Genomic DNA, 16098 nt, shown 5'->3' with positions numbered 1-16098 from the left:
ACGGCCCCCGTAGAATGGGCGGGTTCCCCATTTCCCAGATCAGAAGGAATACTCCGTGCTTCGCACCCACTCGGCAGGCTCTCTGCGAGCCGAGCACATCGGTCAGACCGTCACCCTCTCGGGTTGGGTCGATCGCCGTCGTGACCACGGAGGAGTCGCTTTCATCGATCTGCGGGACGCCTCCGGCATCGCCCAGGTCGTCATCCGCGATGAGGAGATCGCGCACCCGCTGCGCAATGAGTTCGTCCTGAAGGTGACCGGCGAGGTCTCGCAGCGCCCCGAGGGCAACGCGAACCCGAACCTGCCCACCGGCGAGATCGAGCTCATCGCGACCGACGTCGAGGTGCTGAACGAATCCGCGCCGCTCCCCTTCCAGGTCTCCACGGCTCTCGCCGACACCGAGACGGTGGGCGAGGAGGCACGCCTCAAGTACCGCTATCTCGACCTGCGTCGTCCCGCACCGGCATCGGCCCTGCGCCTGCGCTCGAACGTCTACAAGGCGATCCGCGACGTGCTGCACGCCGACGACTTCACCGAGGTCGAGACCCCGACCCTCACCCGCTCGACACCCGAGGGTGCCCGCGACTTCCTGGTGCCCGCTCGTCTGAGCCCCGGCAGCTGGTACGCCCTGCCGCAGTCGCCGCAGCTGTTCAAGCAACTGCTGATGGTCGGCGGCGTCGAGAAGTACTTCCAGATCGCACGCTGCTACCGCGACGAGGACTTCCGCGCCGACCGTCAGCCGGAGTTCACGCAGCTCGACATCGAGATGAGCTTCGTCGACCAGGAAGACGTGATCACGCTCATGGAGTCGCTCATCGTGGCGATGTGGGCGACGATCGGCGTCGAGGTGGCCACGCCCCTGCCCCGCATGACCTACGCCGAGGCGATGGCCAAGTACGGCTCCGACAAGCCCGACCTCCGCTTCGGTCTCGAGCTCGTCGACGCGACCGAGTACTTCCAGGACACCCCGTTCCGCGTCTTCCAGGCCGAGTACGTGGGCGCCGTGCGCATGCCCGGTGGCGCCTCGCAGCCGCGCAAGCAGCTCGACGCCTGGCAGGACTGGGCCAAGCAGCGCGGTGCGCGTGGTCTGGCTTACGTCCTGTTCAACGAGGACGGCACGCTGGGCGGCCCCGCAGCCAAGAACCTGTCCGAGGCCGAGCAGTCCGGGCTCGCCGACCTCGTCGGTGCAGAGCCGGGCGACTGCGTGTTCTTCGCCGCCGGTGACACCAAGCAGAGCCGTGCGCTGCTCGGTGCGGCGCGCGTCGAGATCGGCCGCCGCCTGGGCTACCTGAACCCCGACGAGTTCGCCTTCACGTGGGTCGTCGACGCCCCGATGTTCGAGCCTGCCGCCGACGCTGTGGCTTCGGGTGACGTGGCCGTCGGCGCGGGTGCCTGGACGGCCGTGCACCACGCGTTCACCGGCCCGAAGCCGGAGTTCCAGGACACGTTCGACACCGACCCCGGCTCTGCTCTCGCCTACGCGTACGACATCGTCTGCAACGGCTCCGAGCTCGGTGGCGGCTCGATCCGCATCCACCGCGAAGACGTCCAGAAGCGCGTGTTCGAGGTCATGGGCATCAGCGACGAGCAGGCCGACGAGCAGTTCGGCTTCCTGCTCGACGCGTTCAAGTTCGGCGCACCGCCCCACGGCGGGATCGCGCTCGGCATGGACCGCGTGCTGCAGCACCTGACCAAGACCGAGTCGATCCGCGAGGTCATCGCGTTCCCGAAGTCGGGCAACGGCTTCGACCCGCTGACCTCCGCTCCGGCACCGATCACCGACGCGCAGCGCGCCGAGGCCGGCGTCGACTACGAGCCCGAGGACGACCAGGCCTGACACCCGCCGCCTCACGCGAGCACAGGCACACGCCGGATCAGGCGGTTCTGCGAAGAACCTGCCTGATCCGGCGTTTCTGCCTGACCCTGCAGGCCGCGCCCGAGCCTAGGACGAGAGCGCCGCGAACGCCGGCACGATGTTCTCGTTCCACACGTCGACGCCGAGCTTCGCGATCAGTGCGATGACGACCACGAGGAAGACGACGCGGATGAAGGTGGTCCCGCGCGAGATCGCCATCCGCGAGCCGAGGTAGCTGCCCGCGACGTTCGCGACCGCGAGGATGCCGCCGAGCAGCCACAGCACGGCGCCGTGCGGAACGAACAGCATGAGCGCACCCGCGTTCGTCGCGAGGTTGACGATCTTGGCCTTGGCGCTCGCCTGCAGGAAGTCGTAGCCGAGCAGCGCGACCAGGGTGATCACGAGGAAGGTGCCGGTCCCCGGTCCGATCATGCCGTCGTAGAAGCCGATCCCGAGCCCCGCCGCACCCGCCATGATGTGGTGCTTGTGGCCGTGGAACCGCAGCTGGGTCGCCGCGCCCATCTGCGGCTTGAACGCGGTGAACAGCGCCACCGCGAGCAGCGCGATCACGATGATCGGCTTGAAAGCAGCCGGCGGCAGCACCGTCGCGACGGCCGCACCGCCGAAGGATCCGATCAACGCGATGATCGCCATCGGCAAGGCGGTGCGCAGGTCGGGTCTGGCTCGGCGGTAGTAGGTCACGCTGCTGGTCGCGGTGCCGAACACCGAGGCGAGCTTGTTGGTGGCGAGCGCCTGCACCGGGGAGATGCCGGGGATCAGCAGCAGGGCCGGCAGCTGCAGCAGCCCTCCCCCGCCGACGACCGCATCGATCCAGCCGGCGCAGAACGCGGCGATGACCACGAGAAGCAGCATCCCCCACGTGAGCTGCTCAAGTCCGAGCACGGCGCCGATATCCACCTCGCCATGATTCCAGAGAGTCGGCACGACCCTCGCATCCGCGCTCGCGCCGACAGATGCGCTGGCAGACTGGAGCCATGCTCGACGCCCTCCCGCTGCCCCACTCGTTCGAATCGCGTATCGGAACCGCGCTCCTGCGCCGGGCGACTGTCGGTGACACGGATGCCGTGATCGCCCTGCTCGCCGACGACCCGATCAGCGCGGCCCGCGGCGATGTGGCCTCCGACGAGGATCGTCCCGCGTACGCACGCGGGCTCGTGGAGATCCTGGCAGAGCCGTCGAACGATCTGCTCGTGGTCGAGCTCGACGGCGCGATCGTCGGCACGCTGCAGCTCACTTCGATCCCGGGGATGGCGCGTCGTGGCGCGCGGCGGCTGCTCGTCGAGGCGGTGCGCGTGCAGAGCAGCCTGCGCTCGTCGGGCATCGGCTCCGCCGTGATGCGCTGGGTCGGCGAAGCCGCAGCCCCCGCGGTCGGGGCGACGATGGTGCAGCTCACCTCCGATGCCGCCCGCTCCGACGCGCACCGCTTCTACGAGCGACTCGGCTACGTCGGCTCGCACCGCGGATTCAAGTACAGCGTCCCGCAGGACTGAGGCTCCACGGCCCTGTTCGGCCACCGCCTCGCCACCGTCCGTTCACCAGACCCGCGACGGGCGGCAACCTCCGCCTCATAGTGTCCTCTCGCAACCCGAAACCGGCTCACAGCGCCGGACACCGAGAGGACACTCATGGCTCGCTTCACCCGCCGCGCGCGCATCGGCGCCGGCATCGCCCTGGCCACCACGGCCGCGCTCGCACTCACGGCCTGCTCCGGCGCAGCTGACGCGACCGGCGGAGGCAGCTCCGACGTCGACGCCTCCGCCGCGACCTCGGTCACCGACTTCGGCACCTTCGCCGACCTCGAGGCCGCTGCCAAGGCCGAAGGCTCCCTCAACGTCATCGCGCTCCCCCGCGACTGGGCGAACTACGGCGAGATCCTCGACCTGTTCGCCGAGAAGTACCCCGAGATCACCATCAACGAAGCCTCCCCCGACGTCTCGAGTGCCGAGGAGATCCAGGCGGCGAAGACGAACGAGGGCCTCGACACCGCTCCCGACGTGTTCGACATCGGCCTCACGGTCGCCCTGCAGAACACCGACGTCTTCGCGCCCTACAAGGTGCAGACGTGGGACGACATCCCCGCGGAGCTGAAGGAGCCCACCGGCCTCTTCGTCGGCGACTACGGCGGGTACATGTCGATCGGCTACGACTCGTCGAAGTTCGAGGCTCCGGCAGAGCTCTCCGACCTGCTCTCGGCCGACTACAAGGGCGCCGTCGCGATCAACGGCGACCCGACCCAGGCCGGTGCCGCGTTCGCCGCCGTCGGCCTCGCCACCGTGCAGTCCGACGGCACGCTCGACGACTTCCAGCCGGGCATCGACTTCTTCTCCGAGCTGCAGAAGGCCGGAAACCTGCTCAAGGTCGACGTGACCACCGCGACGATCGCGAGCGGCGAGACCCCCGTCGTGTTCGACTGGGACTACCTGAACGCCTCGCACACGGCCGACAACAAGGACTGGAAGGTCGTCGTGTTCGACGGCACCGGTTACGCCGGGTACTACAACCAGGCCATCAACGCCGACGCCCCGCATCCGGCGGCTGCCCGTCTGTGGCAGGAATTCCTCTACAGCGACGAGGTGCAGAACCTCTGGCTGAAGGGCGGCGCCCGTCCGGTGCGCATGGAGGCCATGACCGACGCCGGTACGATCGACGCCGACCTCGCCGCCGCACTCCCCGAGGCTCCGGAAGAGACCGTCGTCCCGACCGAGGAGCAGTCGACGAACGCCGGTACGCTGCTCGGCGAGAAGTGGGCCGCGGCGGTCCAGTGACCACCCTCGCCGCAACGGGGGCGGATGCCGCGGCATCCGCCCCCGCCACCTCCGCCGGGTCCTCGCCGCACGCGAGGGCCCGGCGGTCCGCTCCGTCCCTCACCTGGATCGGGCTCGTCCCCTTCGCCGCGTACGTCGTGCTCTTCCTGGCCGTGCCGACGATCCTGTCGATCGGCTCCGGCTTCTTCACCAAGGACGGCTCCTTCACCTGGTCGAACCTGTCGGCCCTCGCCGATCCCGTCGTGCTGAACACCTTCGCGAACTCGGCCGGCCTCTCGCTGCTCACCGCCGTGGTGGGCGCGCTCGTCGGCGCCCTCGTCTGCTACGCCCTGCTCGGCATGGACCCCGAGGGCCGAACGCGCTCGGCTGTGGACGCGGCGGCCGGCGTGCTGGCCCAGTTCGGTGGCGTCATGCTGGCGTTCGCCTTCATCGCGACCATAGGCATCCAGGGAGTCGTCACGGTCTTCTTGAAGGACTCCTTCGGTGTGAACATCTTCGAGAACGGCACCTGGCTGTACGAGCTGCCCGGACTCGTGCTTCCCTACTTCTACTTCCAGATCCCGCTCATGGTCATCACCTTCATGCCCGCCCTCGCCGCGCTCAAGCCGCAGTGGGCCGAGGCCAACCTCACGCTCGGCGGAACCCGCTCGAGCTTCTGGCTGCGCATCGGCATCCCGGTGCTCGCGCCCTCGTTCCTCGCCAGCCTGCTGCTGCTGTTCGCGAACGCGTTCTCCTCTTACGCCACGGCCGCCGCACTCGCCAGTCAGGGAGCGCAGATCGTGCCGCTGCAGATTCGCACCGCCCTCACGAGCGAGACGGTCCTCGGGCGGGAGAATCTCGCCGGCGCCCTCGCGCTCGGCATGATCGTGATCGTCGGGATCGTGATGGCCCTGTACTCCCTCGTACAGCGACGCGCGGCCAGGTGGCAGTCGTGAACCGGCTCGGCCCCTCCCTCGCGACCCGCTGGGTCATCGGCATCCTGGTCGGTGCGTTCTTCGCCGTTCCCCTGGTGTCGACGTTCCTCTTCACGCTGCGCGACCCCGAGGGCGGGCTGTCGTTCGCCCGCTGGATCGCACTGTTCGACCCCGCGGCTGCGGCCACCCTCAAGCCGATCTGGACCGGCCTGGGCAACTCGCTGGTCCTCGCGGTCGTCACGGTGGCCATCGTACTGCTGTTGCTCGCACCGACGATGATCCTGGTGAACCTGCGCTTCCCGAAGCTCAAGCCCGCCTTCGAGTTCGCGGTGCTGCTGCCCATCTCCATCCCCGCCATCGTGCTCGTGGTCGGCCTCGCCCCGATCTACCTGCAGATCGGTCGAGCCTTCGGCACCGGCACCTGGACGCTCGCCTTCGCCTACGGGATCACCGTGTTGCCGTTCGCGTTCCGCTCCATCCAGGCGTCGATCGACGCGGCCGATCTGCGCACGCTGTCCGAGGCCGCGCGTTCACTCGGCGCGAGCTGGCCGACCGTGGTGCTGAAGGTGCTCGCCCCGAACCTCCGCCAGGGGCTGCTCGCGGCATCCCTCATCTCCATCGCCGTCGTGCTCGGAGAGTTCACGATCGCTTCGCTCCTGAACCGCCAGGTGTTCCAGACCGCCATGGTCGTCGTGAACAAACAGGATCCCTACGCGCCCGCCATCTTCACGCTGCTCGCGCTGGTGTTCGTCTTCCTCCTGCTCCTCGTCATCGGCCGCGTCGCCCGCGGCACCGGAAAGGCCCGCTCATGACCCTCGATCACGCGCTGCCGCGCACCAAGGACAACCTGCTGCTCGCCCAGGCGGGCGAGGGAACCCGCGTCGAGCTGCAGGGCATCGTCAAGAGCTACGCCGGCAACCGGGTGCTGCACGGGGTCGACCTCGACATCGCCCCCGGCGAGTTCGTCTCGCTCCTCGGCCCTTCCGGATGCGGCAAGACCACGCTGCTGCGTGTGCTCGCCGGGCTCGAGGGCGCGGATGAGGGTGCCGTGGTGCTGGGCGGCGGAGACGTCTCGCGAGTGCCCACGAACAAGCGCGACATCGGCATGGTCTTCCAGTCGTACTCGCTCTTCCCACACCTGCGGGTGGCGGAGAACACGGCTTTCGGTCTGCGCCGGCGCGGGATCGCGAAGGCGGAGGCCTCGCGCCGTGCCGTGGACGCCCTCGCTCTGGTCGGGCTCGCCGAGTTCGCCGACCGTTTCCCGCACCAGCTCTCCGGCGGACAGCAGCAGCGTGTGGCGCTCGCTCGCGCTCTGGTGACCGAGCCCAAGGTGTTGCTTCTCGACGAACCGCTCTCCGCACTCGACGCGAAGGTACGCGTGCAGTTGCGCGATGAGATCCGCCGCATCCAGCTGCGCCTCGGCATCACGACCGTGTTCGTCACTCACGACCAAGAGGAGGCGCTGGCCGTCTCCGACCGGATCGCGGTGATGAACGCCGGTCGCATCGAGCAGATCGGCTCTCCCGAGCAGCTCTACACGATGCCCTCGACTGCCGGAGTCGCGGCTTTCGTCGGGCTCTCCAGCGTCGTATCGGGGGTCGCCGAGGGCGATCATGTGATGGTCTGGGGGCAGCGGCTTCCTCTGCAGTCACGGGCGGACGGTCCGGTCGATGTGTATCTGCGACCGGAGAACGTCTACTTCGCATCCGAGGCCGACGCCGCAGCCGAGGCCCTGGTCGAGGAGAGCACCTTCCTCGGCAGCATGCGGCGCACGCTCGTGCGCACCGAATCCGGCGAGCTCGTCCGGGTGCAGCACGCCCCGGGGACCCATCCCGCGTTCGGCGATCGGGTGCGCATCGCGATCGCCCCCGAACCCGTCACGGTGCATCCACGCGGCTGAACCCATCGCTCTTCCCCGGGCCTGCCCCGAGCGCTAGCGTGATGCCCGAGGGGCGGGGTTCCCTCCATCCGAGAGAGAAAGGACGCCTCATGGCAGGCAAATTCGAGCTGTACACCGACAAGTCCGGCGAGTACCGGTTCCGTCTGAAAGCCGGCAACGGCGAGGTCATCGCGATCAGCGAAGGCTACTCGTCGAAGTCCGCCGCGCTGAACGGCATCGACTCCGTCCGTCGGAACGCCGCAGACGCCGAGGTCGTCGAGGCCTGACCTCACACCACGCTTCACACCGAGACCCCCTGCCGCAGTGCTGCGACAGGGGGTCTCGACGGTTTCAGATCAGAGCACGCGCGAGAGGAAGTCCTTCGTGCGCTGGTGCTGCGGGTTGCCGAGCACCTCGCGCGGGTCGCCTTCCTCGACGATGTGCCCACCGTCCATGAAGATGAGGCGGGATCCGACTTCGCGCGCGAATCCCATCTCGTGCGTGACGACGAGCATCGTCATCCCCTCGTCGGCCAGCGAGCGCATGACCTGCAGCACCTCGCCGACCAGCTCGGGGTCGAGCGCCGAGGTGGGCTCGTCGAACAGCATCATGTCGGGGTTCATGCACAGCGCCCTGGCGATCGCCACGCGCTGCTGCTGCCCTCCCGACAGATGCCCCGGGTAGGCGTCGGCCTTCTCGGCCAGACCGACCCGGGTGAGCATGGCGTGCGCGATCAGCTCGGCTTCCTTCTTCGACCGCTTCTTCACCCGCTGCTGGGCGATCGTGAGATTGCCCAGCACATCGAGGTGCGGGAAGAGGTTGAAGCTCTGGAACACCATGCCGATTCGGGTGCGCACCCGGTCGATGTCGACGTCGGGGTCGGTGATGTCGATCCCCTCGATCAGCACCTTGCCTCCGGTCGGCTCCTCGAGCAGGTTCACCGACCGCAGCAGCGTCGACTTCCCCGAGCCCGAGGGTCCGATCACGCACACGACCTCGCCCTTGGTGACGGTGAGGTCGATGCCCTTGAGCACCTCGTTGTCGCCGAACGACTTCACGAGCCCCTGCACGTCGATCGCGGGGGCGTGGACATCAATCAGGTCGGTGATCATCGCTGCCTCGACATCCGTCGCTCCAGCCACGCGCTGAAGCGCGTGAGCGGGATCGTCACGATCAGGTACAGGATCGCCGCCATGATCAGCGGCGTTCCGTTCGCGTTCTGCGTGCTCGCATCGCGGGCGAAGGTCGTGAGCTCCTTCGACCAGATGAACGAACCCGCCACGAAGAGCAGCGACGTGTCCTTCAGCAGCAGCACGAACTCGTTGGTCAGGGGCGGAATGATGATCCGGAACCCCTGCGGCACGATGATCCAGAAGGTCGTCTTCATGGGCGACATGCCCAGCGACCGCGCCGCCTCGGTCTGACCCTTCGGAACGGCCTGGATGCCCGCGCGGATCGTCTCGGCCATGTACGCCGAGGCGACGAGGACGAGACCGATGAGCCCGAGCACGACCGGTCCGCCCAGCTTCGTGCCGGGCACGCCCAGCGCGATCGGCAGGATGAAGGCGATGCCGAAGATCGTGAGGATCGCGGGAAGGCCCCGGAACAACTCGATCCAACAGGTCGCGATCCATCGGAACGGCGCGATGGTCGACAGCTTCATCAATGCCAGCACGACGCCGAGCAGCAGACCGCCGGCGAAGGCCACCGCCGTGAACCACAGCGTGTTGACGAGAGCGGTCGTGATGATCCCGGGGAACATCTTCGCCGCGACTTCAGGATTGAAGAACAGCGGTCCGATCTTCGCCCAGTCGGTGCTCACGATCGCCCAGACGGCAATCGCGATCAGCACCACGTAGACCGTGTAGCGATACAGCTTGCTCTTGGTGGTGCGCCTCAACGCCATCGTCGAGGACCTCCCGCTCTACCGACCCCGCCGGTCACTTGGCCGCGAGGTACTTGTCGTAGATCTTCTGGTATCCGCCGTCGTCCTGGAGCTCCTTGAGCGCCTTGTTGACCGCGTCGCGCAGCTCGTCCTTCTCGCCCTTGGCGAAGGCGAAGCCGTACGACTCGTCGGTCGGGTACGTCTCGACGATCTTGTAGTCGGGGTCGTCCTGCTCGTGCACGTAGTTGACGGGCTGGTCCTGCAGGATCGCATCGATCTGACCGGCCTGCATCGCCGGCCACAGCTCACCGTCCGAGGGGTACTGCACGAGCTGCGCGCCCGGAGCGTTCTCACCCGCGTAGGTCTCGCCGGTGGTGCCCTGCTGAACGCCGACGTTCTTGCCATCGAGGTCGTCGATCGACTTGATGTCGGAGTCGGCGCGCACGAGGAGCGACTGCAGCGAGTCGACGTACGGGTCGGAGAAGTCGATGTTCGCCTTGCGCTCGTCGGTGATGGTCATCGCCGAAGCACCGATGTCGCACGTGCCGGCGGCGAGCGTGGTGCCGGACTGGAGTGCGTCGAAGCCCACGTCCTGCACGGAGAGCTTCAGGTCGATCTTCTCGGCGATCGCGCTGAGCAGGTCGATGTCGAAGCCCGAGTAGCCCGTCTCGCTGGACGGATCCTCGACCTCGAACGGCGGGTAGGGGACGTCGGAGCACACGGTGAGCGTTCCGGCCTCGACGAGACCGTACTTGTCGTCGGCGGCGGGAGCGTCACTGCTGCCCGCGTCGGATGATCCGGTGGCGCAGCCGGCGAGCGCGAGGGTGGCCGTCGCCACGAGGGCGAGACCGGCGATGAGGTTGCGACGAGGCATGTCGGCTCCTGTGAGTCGAGGGCACGGAGGCCCGCTGACGGGTAGGAGTTCATCTAAACATGCGGCTCGTCGCGTGACCAATGACATCGGCATCCGCGCGCATTACGTTTGTGTTGCAAGTACGCCCCGATCACGCGTGGAAACCGAGTTCCTGGGCCGGTGCGACGCGGTGTCAGACCTCGAAGTCGACGGCGACGCGCGAGGCGACGACCGATCGGATGTATGCGGCGACCTCGGCGTGCGCGGGGTGCACCTGGTACTCGTCGATCGCCGCGACTGAGGCGAAGTCTGCGACGAGCGTGACGTCCCAGTTCGCCTCCGGATAGGCGACGTTCGCGCCGGCGGAGATGGAGAGGAGCTGCGGGACGACACCGTCGAGGGCGTTCAGCCGGCGAGCGACCTCTGCAGCCTGGGCGCCGCGCTCGGCGGCGTCTTCGGCGGCGAGCTTCCAGGTCACGACATGGCGGATCGTCACAGGGCCTCCTTCAGATGAGACGGGGCGTCACCGCGGAGTGCACCTTCGAGCGCCTCTCGCAGCCGGTCGGGCGAGACGCGCCAATGCGCGTGCAGCTCGCCGTCGATCAACACCACCGGGATCTTCTCCCACCACCGTTCGTACAGCGCGGGGTCGTCCTGGATCGAGGCCTCGACGATCTCGATCTGCTCGGCGGCGGCATCGGGCAGCTCGGCGACGACGGCATCGATGACGTCGGAGGCGACGTCGCACAAATGGCAGTCGGGTTTGCCGATCAGGGTCAGCGTGGTCACGCCGACGGCACCTCGACCGCGCGGCCCTGTGCGATCCACTCGCCGGTGCCTCCCTCGACGTTCGTGGCGTCGTAGCCGCGCGACTCCAGAGCCTCGACCACACGAGCCGAGCGCCCGCCTGCCTGGCAGATCACGTCGAACGCCTCGGCAGGCAGCTCTTCCAGCCGGTTGCCGATCTCGGACATCGGGATGTTGACGGCCCCCGGCACATGGCCGGCAGCGAACTCGTCCACCTCCCGCACATCGATGAGCGGGATACCGGTGCGCTCGGCGAGCTCGGTGACGGTGATCGACTTCATGACATCCTCTCGGCGGGACGGAGATGCGGCCGGAGACACAAAGCGCCCGTCCGAAGACAGGCGCTCGTGTCTGGTCGCTTACTTCTTGTTGCGACGCTGGTGGCGAGTCTTACGAAGCAGCTTGCGGTGCTTCTTCTTCGCCATGCGCTTGCGGCGCTTCTTGATGACAGAACCCACGGAAACCTCACTAAGTCAGTGGCTGGGTGTCGCCGAAATCGGACACCCGGGTACGGGCACGGAAAATGCCTCGGGTCAGTCTAGCAAACCCGAAGGCATCGACTGTCACACGCATCGTCCGCACAAAGGGCGGCAGAGCACGAGACAGCGGTCGACGTCAGCCGACGTCGGCGATCGGGCGCTGCAGCGCGTCGGCCACGGCAGACTCTGGCACGCGATAGCTGCGTCCGAAGCGGACGGCCGGCAACTCCCCTGCATGGACCAGCCGATACACGGTCATCTTGGACACGCGCATCAGCTCTGCGACCTCAGCAACCGTGAGGAATCGGACGTCAGGAACCTCGGGCATCCCACGTACCCCTTTCTCGATGTGCACACTCTATGTGGTAGCTGGGACGCGTGTAAACCTCTGTGACTCGTGTGATCAGTGAGGTGCGGCAGACCGCGACCGCGCAGGTTCAGCCGGACTTCCTCGCCTTCGCCGACCTCTCCCTGGCCTCCCGCAGTGCCTGACGCTCGATCTTGTGGGCCGCCCGCAGAGCCTTCTCCGCCTCGCGCACCGCCTTCTGCGCCTCTTTGAGTCGACGGTCCCCCGACAACTCGACCGAATCGATGTCGATCCACTCCGTCGCCTCGGCGTGCGCATCTCCCCGGTCGAGGCCCGCGATATAGGCCGCGACCCCATCGAGGGTCCGCTCGACGGCGAACCGGAACGGATCGGCCGTCGAGGTGAACACATCGTCTTCGATCGCGCGGCGGAGCGCGGGGAACTCCTCTGCCGTGATCACCCGATCGAAGAGTGCCGCTTCGTGCGCGGCGACCTCGTCGGGGGTGAGCCCGCTGCCGCGGGACTGCTCGGTGTATCCGGCCTGCACGATCCCGCACCAGCGGGCATGCCCGGTCACCGCGAGCGCGACAGCCATGCGCTCTTCCGTCGTCAGCGGGGTGTCCTCGAGAGAGGCCAGCCCGGCATCCAACCACGCCGAGCTGTTCGGGGTGATCGGCGATCCGGTGATCGGCAGCGAGAGCATCCAGGGATGGCGCAGGTAGAGCGCGATCTGCTCCTCGTACAGCGCGAGCAGCCGTCCGCGCCAGGCGTCGGCCTCGAGGTGACTCTGTGGCGGGAGCCCCGTCGCCTCCTCCTGCATCAGCAGCAGCAGATCGTCCTTCGCCGTCACGTATCGGTAGAGCGACATCGGAGTGAAGCCGAGCCGCGCAGCGACGGCGGCCATCGACACGGCACCGATGCCCTCGGCGTCCGCCAGTTCGACGGCGGCTTCGACGATCTTCTCGACGCTCATCTCGCGCTTGGGACCGCGCTGCGGGTTCGCCGCGACACCCCACGCCAGTGCGATCCCCCGCGGCAGCTCCGGCGGCTCTGTCTCAGTCATGCGCTCATCCTACTTCTGTTTATTAACTAAACAGTGTGTTACCGTCATACACAGTTGCGTTGGACGTACACAGTTTGTCACATACACAGAAAGGAGCGCCTGATGGAGACAGCCATCGAGGTGCAGGGTCTGCGCAAGGCCTTCGGGAACAAGACCGTCGTCGACGGGCTGGATTTCGCAGTCGCACGCGGCGAGGTCTTCGCCCTGCTCGGCCCGAACGGCGCAGGCAAGACCACGACGATCAACATCCTCACCACCCTCACCGCGGCGGATGCCGGCTCGGCCACGGTCGCCGGCTGGGACATCGGGACGCAGACGACCGAGGTCCAGCGACGGATCAGCCTCACCGGACAGGCGGCAGCCGTCGACGACGCACTGAGCGCGACCGAGAACGTCGTCATGTTCGCGCGGCTCGCCGGGCTCGGGCGGGCAGCCGCGAGGCGACGTGCCGCCGACCTGATCGACCAGTTCGATCTCACAGATGCCGCCTCCCGCATGGTGCGCACCTTCTCCGGCGGAATGCGACGGCGCCTCGATCTCGCGCTGAGCTTCGTCGTGACGCCGGAGGTGCTGTTCCTCGACGAACCCACCACGGGTCTCGATACGCGCAGCCGTCGCGCACTGTGGGACATCATCCGCATGCTGGCGAGCGCGGGGACGACGGTCTTCCTCACGACCCAGTACCTGGAGGAGGCCGACCAGCTGGCCGACCGCATCGCGGTGCTCCACGACGGCAGGATCGCTGCTCTCGGCACGCCGGCCGACTTGAAGGCGCGCGTCGGAGGCGACACCGTCGAACTCCACGACAGCCGCGGCGAGCTTCGCCGGCAGATCCCCACCGACGGCACGGTCGCCGACCTGCGGCGAGCGCTCGACCTGCTCGACGAAGACGGCGAGGACGGCACCGTGACGCTGCGCCGGCCCACGCTCGACGATGTGTTCCTCGCCGTCACCGCACCCGACCACACCGACCACCCCGTGAAGGAGCTCGCATGAACATCGCCCTCGCCGCGCCTCGCGCCTCGGCCCCCGCCCTCCCCGCCCCCTCGCCGCGTCCGCGCCTGCGAGGCATCACCGCCGAGACGGTCTTCGTCGGCCGCAGCCTTCGCCACTCGCTCCGCGACGGCGAATCCCTCCTCATGGCGATCATGCTGCCCGTCATGCTCATGCTCATGTTCACCTGGGTGTTCGGCGGAGCGATCGATCCGTCCGGCGCCTACGTCGACTACGTGGTGCCGGGCATCATCCTCACCTGCGCGGGGTTCGGAGCCTCCTCGACCGCCGTGTATGTCGCGAACGACATGCGCACCGGCATCATCGACCGGTTCCGCACGATGCCACTGCGAGCAGGGTCGGTGCTGACCGGACACGTCGTCTCGAGCGTGCTGCGCAACCTCATCGCCACGGCGATCGTGATCGGCGTGGGAGTGCTCGTCGGCTTCCGCCCGAGCGCGAACGGATGGGAGTGGATCGGGCTCGCCGGCCTGATCGCGCTGTACATCCTCGCGATCACGTATCTGTTCGCCGCCATCGGCCTCGCCGCAGGAAGCCCGGAGGGCGCGAACGGCTACGGCTTCGTGCTGCTGTTCCTCCCCTACCTGTCCAGTGCATTCGTCCCGGTCGCGAGCATGCCGGCGTGGCTGCAGCCGGTGGCCGCGAATCAGCCGATCACCCCCATCGTCGAGACCATCCGCGGGCTGCTCACCGATGCCCCAGTACAAGACGAGGCGTGGTGGGCGATCGGCTGGTGCCTGGTCATCCTCCTGATCGCGGTCCTCTGGGGCGCGTGGCTCTTCCGCCGCAAAGCCGGACGACGCTGAATCGGCCGATCAGAGCGAGCATCCCAGCGGAGACATAGACGTTCTCCGGCGTTCGCCCATCTGCCCCTGCGACTGTGGAGACAGGACTCGTGCGGGCACCGCCGAGTCCGTCCCGGGTGTGGGGCCCGCACCTCGCCCCTGACGACAAGCCCCCCTGTCGTCAGGGGCGAGCCGTTGCGGGTCTCCGCCAGGTGACGGGGAGATCGCGCATCACGAGAACGCTGTCGATCCGTGCCGCACCGCGGGGAAGCCCGTCGAAGAACGACGACGTGACCTCGTTCACGCGGGCCGCATCCACGACCCACCGCGTCGCGGACAACTCGACGGCCTCCGCTCCCTTGCCGTCACGTCGCGGCGACCAGCCGATCGCCCCGTCACGGTAGAACTGCGAGGCATCGTCGACCGTCGGGAACAGAGTGCTCTCCCATTCCTCAGAGACCTCGACGTCCACAGACACGCTGGCGTCGGACGCCTGCATCCCGACGTGGAACCGCGAGTCGGTCTCCTCGATCTCGAACCGCGCGCGCCGCTGCATCCCGGGGAAGAACCGCCCGCCGCCGATCACGGGCACGAGGTCGGAGGAATGCCGTTCGATGACGTAGACGCCTGTGCGCGTCTGCTCGTCTTCATCCCACTCGACCGCGAATCGGTGCGCGGCGTTCTCCGTGGTGATCCCCCAGCGCGGACGCACCCAGCCCGGACGCAGCTCCGTCAGCGCGATCAGGCACACTCCACCGACAGCGCTCCCGTCGACGAGCTGGGGGCGGAAGGGGGCGGGGATGAACTCGGCGGCCACCGCCGGATCCACCCGATAGGTCAGCAGCAGACGACGCCGCATCCGGCCGCGCAGGGTACGCATGAGAAGGTTCATGCCCACAATTTAACAGCTTTGCTAAATAGCTACAAAGCTTGCGAAGAGGGTCATCGCAACACTCGAACCGTCACGCTCCGAGACGCTTGAGAGCAGTGGCGACGACGTGCTTCGCGGAGGCTGCCGCCCGGCCCACGACCTCAGCTGCGTGCGCGGCGCTCTCGGGCACCGCGTGGTAGTCGATGTCGGGCGCGCTGTCGCCGTAGGCGTCGACCAGGAACGGCACCAGCCAGTCGTCCACGGCCTCGAGCGGCTCGACCGCGAGGCTGTAGAAGCGGCGCTGACCGTCTTCGCGCACGGTGACGAGCTCGGTGTCGCGCAGCACCTTCAGATGCTTCGACACCGTCGGCTGGCTGATGCCCAGATCAGCGACGATCTGGCTGACGCTGGTACCTGCCTCTCCTTCGGCCGTGCGCCGCAGCAGGAGCTGGAGGATGTCTCGCCTCGTACCGTCTGCGATCACGTCGAAGATGTCCGTCATGAGTTCAGGGTAGTCGTCCCCGGCACGGAGTACCATGACGAAGGCTCGGCGACAGGCGCCGTGCGGCCGCTCGACGCGGCTGAAAGAGAATCCAGAGG

At 67.8% G+C, this 16098-nt stretch carries 21 protein-coding genes; 9 read left to right on the top strand and 12 right to left on the bottom strand.

The window, feature by feature from the left end; all coding sequences use genetic code 11:
• Nucleotides 1-55: 55 nt before the first annotated feature.
• Nucleotides 56-1837, top strand: coding sequence for an aspartate--tRNA ligase (gene aspS, locus ACIQLD_RS15885; protein ID WP_402609476.1), 1782 nt, complete (start codon nt 56-58; stop codon nt 1835-1837).
• Nucleotides 1838-1942: 105 nt separating this feature from the next.
• Here aspS and ACIQLD_RS15880 read toward each other — a convergent pair whose 3' ends face one another.
• Entirely contained in the window at nt 1943-2728 is a 786-nt protein-coding gene (locus ACIQLD_RS15880; protein ID WP_402610290.1) for a sulfite exporter TauE/SafE family protein, read from the bottom strand.
• A 122-nt stretch (nt 2729-2850) separates the two neighbouring features.
• Between ACIQLD_RS15880 and ACIQLD_RS15875 the strand changes: the two genes are divergently transcribed.
• The 6 genes from ACIQLD_RS15875 to ACIQLD_RS15850 all read left to right on the top strand — a co-directional run bounded on the left by ACIQLD_RS15875 (nt 2851) and on the right by ACIQLD_RS15850 (nt 7721).
• The gene (locus tag ACIQLD_RS15875) at nt 2851-3366 is read left to right on the top strand and encodes a GNAT family N-acetyltransferase (RefSeq protein ID WP_402609474.1); all 516 of its coding nucleotides are present in this window, start codon (nt 2851-2853) and stop codon (nt 3364-3366) included.
• Nucleotides 3367-3501: 135 nt separating this feature from the next.
• Nucleotides 3502-4641, top strand: coding sequence for an ABC transporter substrate-binding protein (locus ACIQLD_RS15870; protein WP_402609472.1), 1140 nt, complete (start codon nt 3502-3504; stop codon nt 4639-4641).
• Nucleotides 4638-5576 (top strand): ABC transporter permease, encoded by a 939-nt coding sequence (locus ACIQLD_RS15865; protein ID WP_402609470.1) that lies wholly within the window; start codon nt 4638-4640, stop codon nt 5574-5576. The genes ACIQLD_RS15870 and ACIQLD_RS15865 overlap by 4 nt, the downstream gene beginning before the upstream one ends.
• The gene (locus ACIQLD_RS15860) at nt 5573-6367 is read left to right on the top strand and encodes an ABC transporter permease (protein WP_402609468.1); all 795 of its coding nucleotides are present in this window, start codon (nt 5573-5575) and stop codon (nt 6365-6367) included. Before ACIQLD_RS15865 ends, ACIQLD_RS15860 begins: the two co-directional genes overlap by 4 nt.
• Nucleotides 6364-7455 carry an ABC transporter ATP-binding protein gene (locus ACIQLD_RS15855; protein ID WP_402609466.1) on the top strand — a complete coding sequence of 364 codons (1092 nt, stop codon included), beginning with the start codon at nt 6364-6366 and terminating at the stop codon, nt 7453-7455. The genes ACIQLD_RS15860 and ACIQLD_RS15855 overlap by 4 nt, the downstream gene beginning before the upstream one ends.
• A gap of 89 nt (nt 7456-7544) precedes the next feature.
• The gene (locus ACIQLD_RS15850) at nt 7545-7721 is read left to right on the top strand and encodes a YegP family protein (RefSeq protein WP_402609464.1); all 177 of its coding nucleotides are present in this window, start codon (nt 7545-7547) and stop codon (nt 7719-7721) included.
• A gap of 69 nt (nt 7722-7790) precedes the next feature.
• Here the strand turns inward: ACIQLD_RS15850 and ACIQLD_RS15845 are convergent, their stop codons facing one another.
• The 9 genes from ACIQLD_RS15845 to ACIQLD_RS15805 all read right to left on the bottom strand — a co-directional run bounded on the left by ACIQLD_RS15845 (nt 7791) and on the right by ACIQLD_RS15805 (nt 12828).
• On the bottom strand, nt 7791-8546 hold the full coding sequence (locus ACIQLD_RS15845) for an amino acid ABC transporter ATP-binding protein (protein ID WP_021198052.1): 756 nt from the start codon (nt 8544-8546) through the stop codon (nt 7791-7793).
• Nucleotides 8543-9340: an amino acid ABC transporter permease gene (locus tag ACIQLD_RS15840; protein ID WP_136025337.1), complete on the bottom strand. Its 798-nt coding sequence runs from the start codon at nt 9338-9340 to the stop codon at nt 8543-8545. Before ACIQLD_RS15840 ends, ACIQLD_RS15845 begins: the two co-directional genes overlap by 4 nt.
• Nucleotides 9341-9374: 34 nt before the next feature.
• The gene (locus ACIQLD_RS15835) at nt 9375-10193 is read right to left on the bottom strand and encodes a basic amino acid ABC transporter substrate-binding protein (RefSeq protein ID WP_402609461.1); all 819 of its coding nucleotides are present in this window, start codon (nt 10191-10193) and stop codon (nt 9375-9377) included.
• Between the two features lie 172 nt (nt 10194-10365).
• Nucleotides 10366-10668 carry a Dabb family protein gene (locus ACIQLD_RS15830; RefSeq protein WP_029259769.1) on the bottom strand — a complete coding sequence of 101 codons (303 nt, stop codon included), beginning with the start codon at nt 10666-10668 and terminating at the stop codon, nt 10366-10368.
• A complete protein-coding gene (locus ACIQLD_RS15825; protein ID WP_402609459.1) occupies nt 10665-10961 on the bottom strand; it encodes a glutaredoxin family protein in 297 nt (98 codons plus the stop codon). Before ACIQLD_RS15825 ends, ACIQLD_RS15830 begins: the two co-directional genes overlap by 4 nt.
• Entirely contained in the window at nt 10958-11260 is a 303-nt protein-coding gene (locus tag ACIQLD_RS15820; protein ID WP_029259767.1) for a rhodanese-like domain-containing protein, read from the bottom strand. Before ACIQLD_RS15820 ends, ACIQLD_RS15825 begins: the two co-directional genes overlap by 4 nt.
• A gap of 78 nt (nt 11261-11338) precedes the next feature.
• Nucleotides 11339-11437: a 30S ribosomal protein bS22 gene (locus tag ACIQLD_RS15815; RefSeq protein WP_003792170.1), complete on the bottom strand. Its 99-nt coding sequence runs from the start codon at nt 11435-11437 to the stop codon at nt 11339-11341.
• Between the two features lie 157 nt (nt 11438-11594).
• Nucleotides 11595-11786 carry a helix-turn-helix domain-containing protein gene (locus ACIQLD_RS15810; protein ID WP_017204627.1) on the bottom strand — a complete coding sequence of 64 codons (192 nt, stop codon included), beginning with the start codon at nt 11784-11786 and terminating at the stop codon, nt 11595-11597.
• Between the two features lie 109 nt (nt 11787-11895).
• Nucleotides 11896-12828 carry a TetR/AcrR family transcriptional regulator gene (locus ACIQLD_RS15805; protein ID WP_402609456.1) on the bottom strand — a complete coding sequence of 311 codons (933 nt, stop codon included), beginning with the start codon at nt 12826-12828 and terminating at the stop codon, nt 11896-11898.
• A 102-nt stretch (nt 12829-12930) separates the two neighbouring features.
• Between ACIQLD_RS15805 and ACIQLD_RS15800 the strand changes: the two genes are divergently transcribed.
• Complete coding sequence (locus tag ACIQLD_RS15800; protein WP_402609454.1) at nt 12931-13824, top strand: ATP-binding cassette domain-containing protein; 894 nt, start codon at nt 12931-12933, stop codon at nt 13822-13824.
• A complete protein-coding gene (locus ACIQLD_RS15795) occupies nt 13821-14648 on the top strand; it encodes an ABC transporter permease (protein WP_402609452.1) in 828 nt (275 codons plus the stop codon). The genes ACIQLD_RS15800 and ACIQLD_RS15795 overlap by 4 nt, the downstream gene beginning before the upstream one ends.
• Nucleotides 14649-14808: 160 nt before the next feature.
• Here the strand turns inward: ACIQLD_RS15795 and ACIQLD_RS15790 are convergent, their stop codons facing one another.
• Nucleotides 14809-15519: a DUF2071 domain-containing protein gene (locus ACIQLD_RS15790; RefSeq protein ID WP_402609450.1), complete on the bottom strand. Its 711-nt coding sequence runs from the start codon at nt 15517-15519 to the stop codon at nt 14809-14811.
• A gap of 70 nt (nt 15520-15589) precedes the next feature.
• Entirely contained in the window at nt 15590-16000 is a 411-nt protein-coding gene (locus tag ACIQLD_RS15785) for an ArsR/SmtB family transcription factor (protein WP_402609448.1), read from the bottom strand.
• Nucleotides 16001-16098 lie beyond the last annotated feature (98 nt).

It is taken from the genome of Microbacterium sp. NPDC091662 (genome assembly GCF_044756705.1).
Lineage (GTDB): Bacteria > Actinomycetota > Actinomycetes > Actinomycetales > Microbacteriaceae > Microbacterium.
The sequence above is the reverse complement of the archived record's forward strand: the minus strand, read 5'-3'. Positions and strand labels throughout refer to the sequence as shown.

Bases quoted from the DNA above. Each gene is read 5' to 3' on its own strand.
- ACIQLD_RS15785 (WP_402609448.1), bottom strand. From the start codon at position 16,000: ATGACGGACATCTTCGACGTGATCGCAGACGGTACGAGGCGAGACATC.
- ACIQLD_RS15820 (WP_029259767.1), bottom strand. From the start codon at position 11,260: ATGAAGTCGATCACCGTCACCGAGCTCGCCGAGCGCACCGGTATCCCG.
- ACIQLD_RS15795 (WP_402609452.1), top strand. From the start codon at position 13,821: ATGAACATCGCCCTCGCCGCGCCTCGCGCCTCGGCCCCCGCCCTCCCC.
- ACIQLD_RS15850 (WP_402609464.1), top strand. From the start codon at position 7,545: ATGGCAGGCAAATTCGAGCTGTACACCGACAAGTCCGGCGAGTACCGG.
- ACIQLD_RS15835 (WP_402609461.1), bottom strand. From the start codon at position 10,193: ATGCCTCGTCGCAACCTCATCGCCGGTCTCGCCCTCGTGGCGACGGCC.
- ACIQLD_RS15810 (WP_017204627.1), bottom strand. From the start codon at position 11,786: ATGCCCGAGGTTCCTGACGTCCGATTCCTCACGGTTGCTGAGGTCGCA.
- ACIQLD_RS15870 (WP_402609472.1), top strand. From the start codon at position 3,502: ATGGCTCGCTTCACCCGCCGCGCGCGCATCGGCGCCGGCATCGCCCTG.
- ACIQLD_RS15880 (WP_402610290.1), bottom strand. From the start codon at position 2,728: ATGCTGCTTCTCGTGGTCATCGCCGCGTTCTGCGCCGGCTGGATCGAT.
- ACIQLD_RS15805 (WP_402609456.1), bottom strand. From the start codon at position 12,828: ATGACTGAGACAGAGCCGCCGGAGCTGCCGCGGGGGATCGCACTGGCG.
- ACIQLD_RS15845 (WP_021198052.1), bottom strand. From the start codon at position 8,546: ATGATCACCGACCTGATTGATGTCCACGCCCCCGCGATCGACGTGCAG.
- ACIQLD_RS15800 (WP_402609454.1), top strand. From the start codon at position 12,931: ATGGAGACAGCCATCGAGGTGCAGGGTCTGCGCAAGGCCTTCGGGAAC.
- ACIQLD_RS15790 (WP_402609450.1), bottom strand. From the start codon at position 15,519: ATGAACCTTCTCATGCGTACCCTGCGCGGCCGGATGCGGCGTCGTCTG.
- ACIQLD_RS15875 (WP_402609474.1), top strand. From the start codon at position 2,851: ATGCTCGACGCCCTCCCGCTGCCCCACTCGTTCGAATCGCGTATCGGA.
- ACIQLD_RS15855 (WP_402609466.1), top strand. From the start codon at position 6,364: ATGACCCTCGATCACGCGCTGCCGCGCACCAAGGACAACCTGCTGCTC.
- ACIQLD_RS15840 (WP_136025337.1), bottom strand. From the start codon at position 9,340: ATGGCGTTGAGGCGCACCACCAAGAGCAAGCTGTATCGCTACACGGTC.